The 14,153-nt window shown below is 68.5% G+C and carries 13 protein-coding genes; 7 read left to right on the top strand and 6 right to left on the bottom strand.

Features of this window, described 5'->3' with window-relative positions; genetic code table 11:
* Positions 1-2: 2 nt before the first annotated feature.
* From HF576_RS14875 to HF576_RS14865, 3 genes are read left to right on the top strand one after another with little or no spacing between them, the layout of a single operon-like run.
* Entirely contained in the window at positions 3-836 is an 834-nt protein-coding gene (locus tag HF576_RS14875) for a mycofactocin-coupled SDR family oxidoreductase (RefSeq protein WP_168913565.1), read from the top strand.
* An 11-nt stretch (positions 837-847) separates the two neighbouring features.
* Positions 848-1,771, top strand: coding sequence for an AAA family ATPase (locus HF576_RS14870; protein ID WP_168913564.1), 924 nt, complete (start codon positions 848-850; stop codon positions 1,769-1,771).
* 51 nt (positions 1,772-1,822) lie between these two features.
* Positions 1,823-2,749: a vWA domain-containing protein gene (locus HF576_RS14865; protein ID WP_168913563.1), complete on the top strand. Its 927-nt coding sequence runs from the start codon at positions 1,823-1,825 to the stop codon at positions 2,747-2,749.
* A 59-nt stretch (positions 2,750-2,808) separates the two neighbouring features.
* Here the strand turns inward: HF576_RS14865 and HF576_RS14860 are convergent, their stop codons facing one another.
* Positions 2,809-5,331, bottom strand: coding sequence for an ATP-dependent Clp protease ATP-binding subunit (locus HF576_RS14860; RefSeq protein ID WP_168913562.1), 2,523 nt, complete (start codon positions 5,329-5,331; stop codon positions 2,809-2,811).
* Between the two features lie 200 nt (positions 5,332-5,531).
* On the opposite strand from HF576_RS14860, the gene HF576_RS14855 reads away from it, so the two are divergent.
* Genes HF576_RS14855 through HF576_RS14845 form a run of 3 tightly spaced genes read left to right on the top strand, consistent with a single transcriptional unit; the run spans position 5,532 to position 7,061 of the window.
* Positions 5,532-6,158, top strand: coding sequence for a hypothetical protein (locus HF576_RS14855; RefSeq protein WP_168913561.1), 627 nt, complete (start codon positions 5,532-5,534; stop codon positions 6,156-6,158).
* A 55-nt stretch (positions 6,159-6,213) separates the two neighbouring features.
* Positions 6,214-6,831: a hypothetical protein gene (locus tag HF576_RS14850; protein ID WP_168913560.1), complete on the top strand. Its 618-nt coding sequence runs from the start codon at positions 6,214-6,216 to the stop codon at positions 6,829-6,831.
* Positions 6,828-7,061, top strand: a complete 234-nt coding sequence (locus HF576_RS14845) for a helix-turn-helix domain-containing protein (protein WP_168913559.1) — start codon at positions 6,828-6,830, stop codon at positions 7,059-7,061. The genes HF576_RS14850 and HF576_RS14845 overlap by 4 nt, the downstream gene beginning before the upstream one ends.
* Before the next feature lie 163 nt (positions 7,062-7,224).
* On the opposite strand, the gene HF576_RS20795 is transcribed toward HF576_RS14845, so the two are convergent.
* The 4 genes from HF576_RS20795 to HF576_RS14825 all read right to left on the bottom strand — a co-directional run bounded on the left by HF576_RS20795 (position 7,225) and on the right by HF576_RS14825 (position 11,197).
* Positions 7,225-8,082, bottom strand: a complete 858-nt coding sequence (locus tag HF576_RS20795; RefSeq protein WP_168913558.1) for a DUF559 domain-containing protein — start codon at positions 8,080-8,082, stop codon at positions 7,225-7,227.
* Between the two features lie 553 nt (positions 8,083-8,635).
* Positions 8,636-9,376: a hypothetical protein gene (locus HF576_RS14835; protein WP_168913557.1), complete on the bottom strand. Its 741-nt coding sequence runs from the start codon at positions 9,374-9,376 to the stop codon at positions 8,636-8,638.
* Between the two features lie 114 nt (positions 9,377-9,490).
* Positions 9,491-10,957, bottom strand: coding sequence for a cardiolipin synthase (gene cls / locus HF576_RS14830; protein ID WP_168913556.1), 1,467 nt, complete (start codon positions 10,955-10,957; stop codon positions 9,491-9,493).
* A gap of 57 nt (positions 10,958-11,014) precedes the next feature.
* Entirely contained in the window at positions 11,015-11,197 is a 183-nt protein-coding gene (locus HF576_RS14825) for a hypothetical protein (RefSeq protein WP_168913555.1), read from the bottom strand.
* Positions 11,198-11,319: 122 nt separating this feature from the next.
* On the opposite strand from HF576_RS14825, the gene HF576_RS14820 reads away from it, so the two are divergent.
* The gene (locus HF576_RS14820) at positions 11,320-12,573 is read left to right on the top strand and encodes a DUF4192 family protein (RefSeq protein ID WP_168913554.1); all 1,254 of its coding nucleotides are present in this window, start codon (positions 11,320-11,322) and stop codon (positions 12,571-12,573) included.
* Positions 12,574-12,595: 22 nt separating this feature from the next.
* Here the strand turns inward: HF576_RS14820 and lysS are convergent, their stop codons facing one another.
* The gene (gene lysS / locus HF576_RS14815; RefSeq protein ID WP_168913553.1) at positions 12,596-14,122 is read right to left on the bottom strand and encodes a lysine--tRNA ligase; all 1,527 of its coding nucleotides are present in this window, start codon (positions 14,120-14,122) and stop codon (positions 12,596-12,598) included.
* Positions 14,123-14,153 lie beyond the last annotated feature (31 nt).

Here is a 14,153-nt window from a genome sequence, read left to right as displayed (position 1 = left end):
ACATGGGACGGGTAGAAGGAAAGGTCGCATTCATCACGGGAGCCGCTCGCGGCCAGGGGCGCTCGCACGCCGTGCGCCTCGCGCAGGAGGGTGCCGACATCATCGCCATCGACATCTGCGAGGCGATCCCCGAGAATCCGTACGATCCGGCCACGCAGGAGGACTTGGCCGAGACCGTGCGGCAGGTCGAGGCGCTCGATCGGCGGATCGTGGCGGAGAAGGCCGACGTGCGCGATTTCGCACAGCTCAAGGCAGTGGTCGACCATGGCGTCGCTGAGCTCGGACGGCTCGACATCGTCTCGGCGAACGCGGGTATCTCGGGCAGCCCGAACAAGTCGGAAGACATCCCCGATGACGAGTGGACGAACATGCTCGACATCAATCTGTCGGGTGTGTGGCGCACCGTCAAAGCGGCGATTCCGCACCTGCGTGCGGGCGGCCGAGGCGGATCGATCGTCCTCACGAGTTCTGACGCAGGGCTGTTCGCGTACGAGAACATCGCGCACTACGTCTCTGCCAAGCATGGCGTGGTGGGGCTCATGCGCACGCTCGCCCTCGAACTGGCGCCCGACATGATCCGGGTGAACTCGATCCATCCGACGACCGTCGACACCGACATGGTGCAGAACGAGCAGATCTATCGGCTGTTCCGACCCGATCTGGAGCATCCCACCAAACAGGATTTCGCCGACGCCGCGACCCAGATGAACGCGGTCCCCATTCCGTGGGTCGAGGCGGTCGACATCTCTAACGCCTTGCTGTGGCTCGCCTCCGACGAGGCGCGGTTCGTCACCGGCGTCGCCCTGCCGGTGGATGCTGGGGCCGCCGTCAAGTGAGCACGTCGACGATGAATGCTTCGGCGAGCACCGCCGACCTGCGCCGGAGTCACGACCGGATCGCCGAGCGGGTCGTCGGTCGCCAGCGTGAGCTCGAGCTCACCCTCGCGGCCGTGGCCGCCGGACGGGACATCGTGCTGGAAGGCCCCCCGGGCACGAGCAAGACGACGATGCTCGCCGCGATCACCGGCGAATGGGGCATTCCGCTCGTGTTCGTCGAGGGCAACGCCGATCTGACTCCCGCGAAGCTGGTCGGGCATCACAATCCGGCGCGGGTGCTGCGTGAGGACTACTCGGCCGAGAACTTCGTTCCGGGGCCGCTCATCGAGGCGATGCAACAGGGCGGCTTCCTCTACATCGAGGAGTTCAACCGGGCGCCCGAAGACACCCTCAATACACTGCTGACGGCCATGGCCGACCGCTCGATCGCCGTGCCCCGCGTCGGACGGATCACGGCCGCGCCATCGTTCCGGGTGATCGCGTCCATGAATCCGTACGACAACGTCGGCACGACGCGGCTCTCGACCAGTGTGCATGATCGTCTCAACCGCTTGTCCGTGGACTATCAGGACGCGGACGCGGAGGAGCGCATCGTCGCGCTGCGGACGGGAGCTACGGGAGCCCTCGGGGAGCGGATGCTGCGAGACGCGGTCGCCGTGACTCGTGCGACCCGCGGGCATCCCGACGTCCGCCAGGGTTCGAGCGTGCGAGGGGCGATCGACACGACACTCGTGGCGACGCAGCTCGCGGCGTTGCGCGGCCTCGAGGTGCCCACGGGCGCCGACTACCCGGAGCTGCTGTTCGACGCCATGATCGTCGCCCTTTCGGGCCGCATCCATCTCGATGAGGCCGCCGAGACGACGCCGGAGCGCGTGCTCCGCGAGATCTGGGAGGACCGGTTCATCCTCGAACCGCACGAGGCGGCGCCCGGGTGAAGAGAAGTCGCGGCTGACTCTCCGCTTGCGCGTGAGAAGCGCGGCGCGGCGATGCGCGGCACTCCTTTGCGCCGTCGGCCCAAGCAACTCGACGCGCCCCCGCAGGTGTTCGACGTCTCCCTCGGATCCGCAGGACTCGTGATGCCGGCATCGGGAGACCGCGCAGCGGCACCCGCGACGCCGGGTGGGACTGCTGCCGCGCAGACCGACGAAGCCGGGACGGTCGTCCCGGTGCCCGACGACACCTCCACCGTCGATCCCGCGATCCGTGCCCGGGCTCGACAGATCGCCGCCCGGCTCGCCGTGCCGCGGGCGCGCAGGGATGTCACCTCGCGACGGGGCGTGGGCGAACTGCTCAGTGTTCCCTATCGCGCCGGGTCGGACGAGATCGACCTTGACCGGACGATCGAGGTCCTCGCCGAGCGACCGGTGCCCGACGATGAGGACATCATCGTCCGCGAGCGCGTCCGGACGCGGCGATCGGTCGTGCTCCTGGTCGATGTCTCGGGCTCGATGCGCGGCGAGCGAATCCGCACGGCGGCCGCCACCGTCGGAGCGCTCGCCGGCGAACTCCACCGTGACGCGCTGGCCGTTATCGCGTTCTGGTCGGACGCGGCTCTGCTGCTGGGCCTGGGCGACCCGGTGGTCCCTGATCGCGTACTCGATGCCCTGCTGCGACTCCCGGCCCGCGGGCTCACGAACGTCGGATTTCCCCTCGAACTCGCCGGTCGCCAGCTCGCTCGCGTTCCGGCGCGTGACGCCCGCGTCCTGCTCCTCTCGGACTGCGTGCACAACGCCGGCCCCGACCCGCGCCCGATCGCCGCGCGCCTGTCGCGCCTCGACGTGCTTCTGGATATCTCGGGCGAGCACGACCTGCCGCTCGGCAGAGAGCTCGCCGCGCGCGGGCGCGGCGTATGCCGCGCGATCCGCACGCACCGGGACGTGGCGCCCGCGCTCGGCGCGGTGTTCTCGGGCTGACAGACGAAGAGCGGATGCCGCGGCCTGTGGCCGCGGCATCCGCTCTCTGTCGTCAGTGGTTACGCGTTCGCCGCGAGATCCGGGGTCGCGGTGATCTCGCCGTTGTGGACGACGCCGACGGCGACCTTCTCGCCGCGCGGGCCGTTCTCGAAGACGAACTCACCGTTCTCGGCGTCGACGGTCACGTGGTCGCCGGAGTTGAGCTCGCCGTGCAGGATCTTCTCCGACAGGCGATCCTCGACCTCACGCTGCATCGCACGACGCAGCGGCCGGGCGCCCAGCGCCGGGTCGAAGCCGATCTCGATCAGCTTCTCCTTCGCGGCCTGCGACAGCTCGATCGTCATGTCGCGGTCGAGCAGCCGCTCGCCGAGGCGCTTGGTGAACAGATCCACGATCTGCACCAGCTCGCCCTTGTTCAGCTGCGGGAACACGATGATGTCATCGACGCGGTTGAGGAACTCGGGCTTGAAGTTGCGCTTGAGCTCTTCGTTGACCTTGCCCTTCATCCGGTCGTAGGTCGTGCCCTGATCGCCCTCGACCTGGAAGCCCACCGGGCCTCCTGCGATCGCCGACGAACCGAGGTTGGTCGTCATGATGATCACGGTGTTCTTGAAGTCGATGACACGGCCCTGACCATCGGTCAGGCGACCCTCTTCGAGGATCTGCAGCAACGAGTTGAAGATGTCGGGGTGCGCCTTCTCGATCTCGTCGAACAGCACGACCGAGAACGGCTTGCGGCGCACCTTCTCGGTGAGCTGGCCGCCCTCTTCGAACCCGACGAATCCGGGAGGGGCACCGAACAGACGCGAGACGGTGTGCTTCTCACCGAACTCCGACATGTCCAGCGAGATCAGCGCGGACTCGTCATCGAACAGGAACTCGGCGAGCGCCTTGGCGAGCTCGGTCTTTCCGACACCGGTGGGGCCGGCGAAGATGAACGAGCCCGACGGACGCTTCGGGTCCTTGAGGCCCGCACGCTGGCGGCGGATCGTCTTGGAGAGGGCGGCGATCGCCTCTTCCTGGCCGATGACGCGCTGGTGCAGCGCCTTCTCCATGAAGACGAGACGGCTCGACTCCTCCTCGGTGAGCTTGAACACCGGGATGCCGGTCGCCTGGGCGAGCACCTCGGCGATCAGACCCTCGTCGACCACCGCGTGGCTCGCGACGTCGCCCGAGCGCCACTGCTTCTCGAGGCGCAGACGCTCGGCGAGGAGGGACTTCTCCTCGTCGCGCAGGCCGGCGGCCTTCTCGAAGTCCTGGTCCTCGGAGGCGCGCTCCTTGTCCTCACGGACCTTGGCGATCTTGTCGTCGAACTCGCGCAGCTCGGGCGGGCTCGACAGGATCGACAGGCGCAGACGTGCGCCGGCCTCGTCGATCAGGTCGATCGCCTTGTCGGGCAGGAAGCGGTCCGCGATGTAGCGGTCGGCGAGGTTCGCGGCGGCCACGATCGCGCCATCCGTGATCTGCACCTTGTGGTGCGCCTCGTACCGGTCGCGCAGGCCCTTCAGGATGTTGATCGCGTGGGGCAGGCTCGGCTCGGCGACCTGGATCGGCTGGAAGCGGCGCTCGAGCGCGGCATCCTTCTCGAAGTGCTTGCGGTACTCGTCCAGCGTCGTGGCACCGATCGTCTGGAGCTCGCCACGGGCGAGGAGGGGCTTGAGGATCGACGCGGCGTCGATCGCGCCCTCGGCGGCACCGGCACCCACGAGCGTGTGGATCTCGTCGATGAAGACGATGATGTCGCCGCGGGTGCGGATCTCCTTGGTGACCTTCTTCAGGCGCTCCTCGAAGTCACCGCGGTAGCGGGAGCCGGCGATGAGCGAGCCGAGGTCGAGCGAGTAGACCTGCTTGTCCTTCAGCGTCTCGGGGACGTCGTTCTTGACGATCGCCTGCGCGAGACCCTCGACGACGGCCGTCTTGCCGACACCGGGCTCACCGATGAGGACGGGGTTGTTCTTGGAGCGGCGCGACAGGATCTGCATGACGCGCTCGATCTCTTTCTCGCGTCCGATCACCGGGTCGAGCTTGTTGTCGCGCGCAGCCTGCGTCAGGTTGCGACCGAACTGGTCGAGCACCTGCGAGCCGCCCTGCGCACCTGTCGCGGACTCGTTCGCGGCGCCCGAGACGGCGGCCGGCTCCTTGCCCTGGTAGCCCGAGAGCAGCTGGATGACCTGCTGGCGCACCTTGTTGAGGTCGGCGCCGAGCTTCACCAGCACCTGCGCGGCGACACCCTCGCCCTCGCGGATGAGGCCGAGGAGGATGTGCTCGGTGCCGATGTAGTTGTGGCCGAGCTGCAGCGCCTCGCGGAGGCTGAGCTCGAGCACCTTCTTGGCACGCGGCGTGAACGGGATGTGCCCGGTCGGCTGCTGCTGGCCCTGGCCGATGATGTCCTGGACCTGCTCGCGGACGGCGTCGAGCGAGATGCCGAGGGATTCCAGCGCCTTGGCGGCGACTCCCTCGCCTTCGTGGATCAGCCCGAGCAGGATGTGCTCGGTGCCGATGTAGTTGTGGTTGAGCATCTTCGCCTCTTCTTGGGCGAGCACCACCACACGACGGGCACGGTCGGTGAATCTCTCGAACATCGTCTTTTCCTCCGGGGCGCACGGTTGCGGTGATGCACTGCTGGCGCCTTACATCGAGGGTAACCAGCGGGCGGATGCCGCATACCCGTGTTCGCCGTGGGCATAGCGGTCTGGACTTCCGGTGACACCTTGACCTCTGGCATCCGTCGGGCTTATCGTTTTTCGATAACAACGTTTATCGATATGGAAATGGTGATCCGATGTCAACGACAGCACGCCCGCACGTGTCGCGCGGCGAAGGCTTCGCCCTGGGACTGATCGCGACCGGCGCGGTCAGCGTCGCGGTGGCGGCCCTCGTGGCCGTGGTCCGCGCCGCACTCGCGATCTTCGGGAGCGACCCGACGATCCGCATGCCCGTGACGGGCGGTGAGGTGACCGCGCTGGCCGGCGTTCCCGAGATCGCGGCGGCGACCTACGCATCAGCCGAGGTGACTTTCACCTCGCTTCCGGCCGGCGTGCGCTGGATGCTGCTGCTCGAGCAAGCCCTCCCGGCACTCGCGACCATCGGCGTGTGCATTGTCGCGTGGTGGCTCGGTGTCTCGCTGATGCGAGCCCGGCCGTTCCGTCCCGCCATGTCGAATGCGATCGGCGTGGTCGCGTGCCTGGTGCTCGCCGGCGGCGTCTTCGGGCAGCTGCTCGGCGGCTTCAGCCGGGCGATGCTCGTGGACGACCTGGCCGCGACCTCCCCTGAGGTCACCGACGTCTTCTGGACGTTCCTCGTCGAGCTCGACCTCGCGCCCGTCGGCTGGAGCTTCGCGCTGGCTCTCGTCGCCGCATCCTTCGCGATCGGCGCCCGCTTGCAGCGCGAGACCGAGGGACTGGTGTGAGCGCCACCAGGCACGACCCGTTCATCCCACCCATCGACTCGTCCAGGAGGAAGTCATGACACGTACGGCACGCGAGCGGACGCTGAGCAGGTCCGACGTCTCAGCCATGTGGTTCTTCATCGTTGCCGGCGTCGCCCTGGTCGGCGTGTCGGCCTACTTCGGCATCGCGCGCATCGTGGAGGCCGCCGGCGGGCGGGTCCAGGTGCCCGCCGTCTTCGAGGGCACGACCGGCCAGGCCCCCATCGGACCCGACGGCGCGATGCGGGACGTCGAGCTCCAGACGGCGCTCCTCTCGCCCGACAGCCTGTCAGTAGCCGGCATGGGTGCGCTCGTCCTCGAGCAGGCGCTGGCAGTCGTCTCGATCGCGACGGTCGTGGGCTGCCTGATCGCCGTCACGGCGTCGGTGCTGCGCGGCCGCGTCTTCAGCCGTCGCAACACGGCCCTCGTCAGCACTGCGGGGATCGCCGGCCTGGCCGGACTGGCCGGCGTGCCGTTCTTCGGGAACATGGTCGCCAACGACGCGTTCCGTTCGATCTCGCAACGCACGTTCGACAACGTCATCATGAGTGTGAACCTGTCGCACCTCCTGCTGGCGGCGTTCGTGGTGGCCATCGTGACCACGGTGTTCACGGTCGGAGACCGCCTGCAGCGCGAGACGGACCTGCTCGTATGACGCCCGCCGAGGACGAAGGCCCGAGCGGGGTTCACTGCCGGCTCGACGAGCTGCTGGAGGCGAGAGGGATGACTCTCACGCGCCTGTCGGAGCTGGTCGGAGTCTCGGTCGTGAACCTGTCGATCCTCAAGAACGACCGGGCCCGGGCGATCCGCTACTCGACCCTGTCGGCGATCTGCCGCGCCCTGGACTGCGAGATCGGCGACCTCCTGGTCCGCGCGGACGCCTAGCTGGGGTCCCTGGTTGAATCTGCTCCGCAGTCACCTTTCGCCGTGTGCCGCGGCATCCGTCCGCATTTCTTGACTGCGGAGCGGCGAACGCATCTGCTCCGCAGTCGGATACTGCGCGTGCACCCACCCGGGCGGCGCAGAGGCTGACCGCGGAATGGCGGGCTCACGCGCGAGCGCGCAGAGCGTGGCGAACGCGCCGCACCAGGTCGGCCCGTCCATCGAACACGTCCGCTTTGGTGACGCGGATGACGAACCAGCCCGCCGCGGCCAGCGCCTCGTATCGGGCGATGTCTTTCGCCCACTGCTCCGGGTCACGCAGGTGGTGCTCGCCCTCGTACTCGATAGCGATCTTCTGCTGCGCGTAGGCGAGGTCGACACACGCGACGAACTTTCCGTCGCTATCGAGTACGACGTGGTTCAACTCCGGCTCGGCGAGTCCGGCATCGGACAGGATCAGTCGGCAACGCGTCTCCATGCGCGAGGCTGAGCGAGTCCGCACCCGTGGCAATGCCTGCCGCAGGGCCGGTCCGCCGACCCGGCGCCCAGCGGCTACGGCCTTGTGAAGTTGCTCCAGCGTCGCCAGGGGCTCAGGGTCATCGCTGAACATCTTCTCGCGCACGGCGGCATCGGCGATCGCGACCAGGTCGTAGTGGTCGACGAGCACGGCACCCAGGGCTACCCATGTGCTTGCAGGTGTCGTCAGCCGCACCCCGTGGGTCTCGTGCGTCACGACATGGGCCCGGCCCCGCTTCAGTTGGTGACCGCGAACACCTGCGTGCCGCGGATGCCGGAGCGGCGCAAGGACGCCGACGTCCAGGTCCCTCAGCCGTCCGAACGCATCTCGAAGGAGCGATGCAGGCACCGGCAACCCCCAGAGGACTGCGGCAGTGACGTGAGTGAAGAACTGATTCGACGCCATCGTCAGCGCGAAGACAATGGCGCGTCGTCGCAACTCGCGGGCATCGGCCACACCCTTCGCTTCGTCCGGCGCGGAGCTCCCTCGTGCGTCGTCGCCGCCCACGGCGTCACCGACGACCAGCCCACCCGCCTCCCCCTCCGAGGCTCTACTGCCGCGGACAACTCGAACGCCCCGGTACGGCGCGTCGAGATCTCCCCCACGCAGCCTTGATTCGGAGACTCCTGCCGACCGGGCCTGCGCCACTGTGAACGTGTCCCCGAGTTCGTCGGGGATGTGAGCGCGTTGCATGTCTCCGAACTTGGTTGCGCTCGTGGACGACGAAACGCCCGACCCGCACAACTGTGGAAACTCCGGCATCCCTCCACAGCCGCCCGCGCCCGTGAGCACGTCACTCCACAGTCACAACTTGCAGATCAAGCGACGCTTCCACCGCAACAAGAGACTGCGGAGCGGAGTAGCGAAAGGCTCAACAGTCAAAAGGTGCGAGCACGGCCGCGGTAGGCCGACAAAAGGCGACTGCGGAGCGAGGGGCGCAGCACGGGGAACCCGGGCACCGGAGCGCGGAACCCGGGCGCAGCACGTGGAGCGCGGGACGCCGGGCACCACACGAACGGGTTCCGGATGCCGCGGCTCGCGGCATCCGGAATCCGACGCGTCAGTCGTTGCCGATGATGGGGATGCGGATGTTGTCGAATTCGGCGCCGGTGAGGATCGCGAACGCCTCGGAGTCGTCGTCGAGGCCCTCGGCCTGGACGAGCGTGCCGCGGGGAGCCATGTCGGCGGTGCACACCTGGTCCGCGGGCGGCGTGGCGAACGTCACGGTCACCTCGGATCCGGCGGCGGTGACTCCCTCGACCGCCGGTACACACGAGGACGAGCCCCACGTCAGCACGATGAACTCGCCGTCGTCGTCGGTCCAGCCGGCGCTCGGCAGGTAGTCGGTCTGACCGCTCGGGTCGAGACCGTCGACCCCGTCGAGGTCGGTGTCGCCGTGACCTTCCCCGTACGTCACGCGGATCTCGAGCTCCTGCGTGGGATCGACGCCCTCGGGCGCCCCGACGATCGTCGCCCGCGGCACCAGGTCGCGCGTGCATGCCGTGTCGGCGGGCGGATCGACGAGTTCGACCTCGAGCACGTGGCCGTTCAGCACGACCTCACCGGCCATGGGCACGCAGGTCGACGATCCCTCGGTGACGATCCCGATCATGCGGCCGTTGTCGAGCCACGCGGCATCGACCTCGATCTCGGTGCCGGCACCGCCGGACGAGTCGCCCGCGGTCGAGGACGGCGTCGCCGGCGAGCCGGGACCGGCGGTGGACGCGCAGGCGGTCAGGGCCCCGGCGACGAGAAGCACCAGAAACGATCCGGCGAGGGCGGAGGATGAGCGACGTGGCATGCGAGGGCCTTTCGATCCGGGATGCCGTGAGGCCAGGCATCCGTCCCCCCTATGGTGTCGCAACCGGGCCGGAAATCTCAGACCTTCGATAACACCCCGGTCACGATCCTCCCGCTACTGCAGGGCAGAGGTCAGGCGGGCGAGGTTGTCGAGGACGGTGGAGCGCAGCGGCTGCTTCTCCCATTCCTCCAGGGTCAGGTGGCGACTCAGGGAGCGGTACTGGTCCTCGACCACCCGCATCTCGCGCACGAACTCCTCGCCGCGCACGAGCATCGAGATCTCCATGTTCAGACCGAACGAGCGCATGTCCATGTTGCTCGAGCCGATGATCGCGACCTCGTCGTCGATCGTGAGGCTCTTGGTGTGCAGGATGTAGGGCTTCTTGTACATCCAGATCTTCACGCCGGCGCGCAGCAGCGCCTCGTAGTAGCTGCGCTGCGCGTGGTAGACGATCGCCTGGTCGCCCTCCTCCGAGACGAACAGCTCGACGTGGATGCCTCGCTGGCACGCCGTCGTGACCGCGAGCAGCAGCGCCTCATCGGGTACGAAGTAGGGGCTCACCACGATGATCTGCCGCTGTGCGGCATAGAGGAGGGCAGCGAACAGCTTGAGGTTGTTCTCGAACTCGAATCCGGGGCCGGACGGGATGATCTGGCAGTCGAGGTCGCCGGGGCCAGACGTGACGTCGAAGAGGTCGATCTCGTCGGTGAGCACCTCGTCGGTCTCGCTGTACCAGTCGCTCAGGAAGACGGCATTGACGGATGCCACGACCGGGCCTTCGATGCGCGCCATGAGGTCGACCCAGTGCAGGCCGCGCCGGATGTTCTTCTTGAGGTTGTAGGTCGAGTCCGTGATGTTCTGCGAGCCCGTGAAGGCGATGCGCCCGTCGACGACGAGCAGCTTGCGGTGGTTGCGCAGGTCGGGCCGCTGGTACTTGCCCTTGAACGGCTGCACCGGCAGCATCAGGTGCCAGTGGGCGCCCATCGCGTCCAGTCGCTTCAGCGTGCGCCGGTAGAAGGGCTTGCCACGGTTGGCCCAGTGGTCCAGCAGCACCCGCACCGTGACGCCTCGCGCCGCGACCTCTTCGAGCGCGCGGAACATGTTGTCGGTCGAGGCATCCGATTGGAAGATGTAGAACTCGACGTGCACGTAGCGCTCGGCCTCGCGGATCGCGTCGGCCATCGCGTCGAGGCTGTCCTGATAGCCCGGAATGAGGTGGGCGGAGTTGTCGCCCGCGAGCGGCATCGCACCGAGGTTGCGGTTGAGCGTCACCAGCGACGTGAACCAGTCCGGCGCATGCGGGCGGAGCGTTCCGAAGTCGAGCGACTCGCTCGTGTCGTGGATGTACTCGTTGATGCGTTCCTGCTTGCGGCGGCGTTTGCGCGGCAGGCGAGGATTGCCGATCAGCAGGAACAGGAAGACGCCGATGATCGGGATGAAGTAGATCGCGAGCAGCCACGCCATCGCGGCCGTCGGCCGGCGGTTGCGTGGCACGACGATGATCGCCGCGATGCGGATGGCGAGGTCGACGACGAAGACGACAAGAACCCACCACGTCGCATCGATCGTGATGGATATCACCTGACCCCCTCCACGTCCCCGGACTGCGCGGTGCCCCCAGCGTAGTGGGGGTCACGGTCAGAGCTCGGAGGCGGCGGGCGGCAGTCCGCGCTTGGCGCGCTCTTCGGCCTCGATGCGGGCGTACTCGCGCCGCTCGTTGCGATCGGCGCGGATGATGCTGCGAAGGACGAAGAAGAAGATCGCGCTGACGACGACGGTCGGCAGCAGAGTCCACAGCACTGCGAGCCAGTAGTCGTCCATGCCTTCCAGGATACGCCGGGCCCATGGGCGATTCCTCCACAGGGGGCCGCGAAGCGGGCGGGGGTGCGGCATCCATCCACAGGTCTTCCGCCGTGGGTCGCCGCGGCCGAGAGTCGGTCGACATGACGACCACCATCGTGAAAGCGGCGGACGCCGCGCAGTTCCTGTCCTTCGTGCCTCGCATGCTGGGGTACCACCCGACGCGGAGTCTCGTGGTGATCCCGTTCCACGGGTCGCGCACCCTCGGAGCGATGCGGATCGATCTGCCCGATTCGGCGAGCACCGCCGTCGACGCGATCGCCTCGACGGTCATCGGCATGGTCTGCCGCCTCCCCGAGGCCGACGGGCTCGCGACGGTCGCGTACACCGGTGCGAGTTTCGCGGAACATGACGGGATGCCGCACCGCGAGCTCGCCGAAGCGCTTGCCGGCCGCGCCGACGAGTGCGGCCTGCGTGTGGTCGATGCCCTGTGCGTCGCCGCCGATGCGTGGGGTTCGTACCTTGACCCGTCGTGCCCCGACGGGGGACGCCCGCTCGCCGACCTTGCGGCGGTGGCGCCGGAGCTGGCGGAGCTGCCCCCGCCTGTGGGTGACCAGGCATCGGGCGCCGACCTTCCCGCCGTCGACCTCGCCGAACGGGAGCGGGTCGGCCGGGCGCTGACCGCGCTGGAGGCCGCCGTCGCGGTGCTGTGCGGTCCCGACGCCGCCGACGCAGGCCGACGCGGAAGCCCGTTCTCCCCTACCGACACGGATTCTGCCGAAACGGATCCTGCCGACACGGATCCGGACGGCGGCGTGGGCCTTGCCGAAGCCGGGGCCGCCGTGACGGGCGACGGCACGCGCATCGATCCCCGGGCTCTGGAGGCCGTGTGCCTGCTCGACGACCTGCCGGACCTCTTCGAGGACGCGCTGGCCTGGGACCTCGACGCCGTCGATCCGTACCGCGCCGCCGCGCTGGCGTGGTGCCTGTCGCGTCCGTCGCTGCGTGACGTCGCCCTCGTGCAGTGGAGCGGCACCATGGCGCACGGCGACGAGGCCTTCGACGCACAGCTTCGATGGGAGAACGGCGAGGAGTACCCGACCCACCTGGCGATGCGCATGTGGGGTGAGGGCGATCGGCCGGATCCCGGACGTCTGGAGGCGGCACTGCACCTCGTCCGTCGCATCGCCGCGGCCGCGCCCCGCGGGTCGCGCTCCGGGCCCCTGGCGATGTGCGCGTGGCTGTCGTGGGCGCTGGGGCGGTCGACGCACGCCGAGGCGTATGCCACATGGGCCTGCGAGATCGAGCCGGAGCACGGTCTGTCCGAGATCGTGCTGTCGTTCGTGCACGCCGGCCACCTGCCGGACTGGGCCTTCCGCCGGCCCGAGCGTCCGTGAGGCGCTCGGCTCGCCGCCGGGGCTACTTCACCAGCGGGAACAGGATGGTCTCGCGGATGCCGAGCCCCGTGATCGCCATGAGCAGCCGGTCGATGCCCATGCCCATGCCGCCCGTCGGGGGCATGCCGTGCTCGAGCGCCCGCAGGAACTCCTCGTCGATCCGCATCGCCTCGAGGTCACCTCGGGCGGCAAGCTTGGCCTGCTCCACGAAGCGCTCGCGCTGGATCACCGGATCGACGAGCTCCGAGTATCCGGTCGCGAGCTCGAAGCCGCGGGTGTACAGATCCCACTTCTCCACGACGCCCGGGATGCTGCGGTGCTCGCGCACGAGCGGGCTGGTGTCAAGCGGGAAGTCCATCACGAACGTGGGGCGAGTCAGCTCCGCCTTGACGAAGTGCTCCCACAGCTCCTCGACGAGCTTGCCGTGGATCACGTGCGGCGGCTCCTCGACGCCGGCGGACGCTGCGAGCGCGCGGAGCTCGTCGAGGGGCGTCTCGGGCGTGATGGTCCGGCCCGCGGCCTCCGACAGCGACTCGTACATCGAGAGCCGGTCCCATTGCCCGCCGAGGTCGTACTCGGTGCCGTCGGCCCACGTGACGGTGGTCGATCCGGTCACCGCGACAGCGGCGTTCTGGATCAGCTCCTGGGTGAGGTCGGCGATGCCGTTGTAGTCGCTGTATGCCTGGTAGGCCTCGAGCATCGCGAACTCGGGGCTGTGCGTGGAGTCCGCCCCTTCGTTGCGGAAGTTGCGGTTGATCTCGAAGACGCGGTCGATGCCGCCGACCACCGCACGCTTGAGGAACAGCTCCGGCGCGATGCGCAGGTAGAGGTCGGCGTCGAACGCGTTGGAGTTCGTGATGAAGGGACGAGCGGATGCCCCGCCGTGCTGCACCTGCAGCATCGGGGTCTCGACCTCGACGAAGTCGTGAGCGGCGAACGTCTCGCGCAGGCTGGCGTTGACCTTGGCCCGCGCGAGCACGGTCTCGCGGGCACGGTCGCGCACGATCAGGTCGAGGAAGCGGCTGCGAACGCGATTCTCTTCGCTCAGCTCGGTGTGCAAGTTGGGCAGCGGCAGGATCGCCTTCGACGCGATGCGCCAGTCGGCGACCATGATCGACAGCTCGCCGCGGCGGCTGGAGACGACCTCGCCCGACACGAAGACGTGGTCGCCGAGGTCAACGAGCTCCTTCCATGCCTGCAGCGACTCGTCACCCACCGAAGCGAGCGACACCATGGCCTGGATGCGGCTGCCATCCCCCGCCTGCAGCGTGGCGAAGCACAGCTTGCCGGTGTTGCGGCTCGACACGACGCGGCCGGCGACCGCGACGGTCACGCCGGTCTCGGCACCCGCCTCGAGGTCGCCGAAGCGCTCGCGCAGGGCCGGGATCGTGTCGGTGATCGGCAGGCTGACGGGGTAGGCGCCGCCCGCAGCATCCGCCCGCTCCGCGAGGAGCCGCTCACGCTTGGCCAGCCGCACGGCCTTCTGCTCGAAGACGTCCTCTTCGGTCGGCTCGGCAGGTCCCTCGGGGGGCGCGGTCGTGTCGGTCATGGCGTGGGCTCCTCGGAACGCGGACCCCCAA

The sequence above is a fragment of the Microbacterium salsuginis genome (assembly GCF_012524205.1).
Taxonomy (GTDB): Bacteria; Actinomycetota; Actinomycetes; order Actinomycetales; family Microbacteriaceae; genus Microbacterium; species Microbacterium salsuginis.
The sequence above is the reverse complement of the archived record's forward strand: the minus strand, read 5'-3'. Positions and strand labels throughout refer to the sequence as shown.

Excerpts from the sequence above, each read along its gene's own strand:
- HF576_RS14875 (WP_168913565.1), top strand. The coding sequence starts at position 3 with ATGGGACGGGTAGAAGGAAAGGTCGCATTCATCACGGGAGCCGCTCGC.
- HF576_RS14870 (WP_168913564.1), top strand. The coding sequence starts at position 848 with ATGAATGCTTCGGCGAGCACCGCCGACCTGCGCCGGAGTCACGACCGG.
- HF576_RS14865 (WP_168913563.1), top strand. The coding sequence starts at position 1,823 with ATGCGCGGCACTCCTTTGCGCCGTCGGCCCAAGCAACTCGACGCGCCC.
- HF576_RS14860 (WP_168913562.1), bottom strand. The coding sequence starts at position 5,331 with ATGTTCGAGAGATTCACCGACCGTGCCCGTCGTGTGGTGGTGCTCGCC.
- HF576_RS14855 (WP_168913561.1), top strand. The coding sequence starts at position 5,532 with ATGTCAACGACAGCACGCCCGCACGTGTCGCGCGGCGAAGGCTTCGCC.
- HF576_RS14850 (WP_168913560.1), top strand. The coding sequence starts at position 6,214 with ATGACACGTACGGCACGCGAGCGGACGCTGAGCAGGTCCGACGTCTCA.
- HF576_RS14845 (WP_168913559.1), top strand. The coding sequence starts at position 6,828 with ATGACGCCCGCCGAGGACGAAGGCCCGAGCGGGGTTCACTGCCGGCTC.
- HF576_RS14835 (WP_168913557.1), bottom strand. The coding sequence starts at position 9,376 with ATGCCACGTCGCTCATCCTCCGCCCTCGCCGGATCGTTTCTGGTGCTT.
- HF576_RS14825 (WP_168913555.1), bottom strand. The coding sequence starts at position 11,197 with ATGGACGACTACTGGCTCGCAGTGCTGTGGACTCTGCTGCCGACCGTC.
- HF576_RS14820 (WP_168913554.1), top strand. The coding sequence starts at position 11,320 with ATGACGACCACCATCGTGAAAGCGGCGGACGCCGCGCAGTTCCTGTCC.
- lysS (WP_168913553.1), bottom strand. The coding sequence starts at position 14,122 with ATGACCGACACGACCGCGCCCCCCGAGGGACCTGCCGAGCCGACCGAA.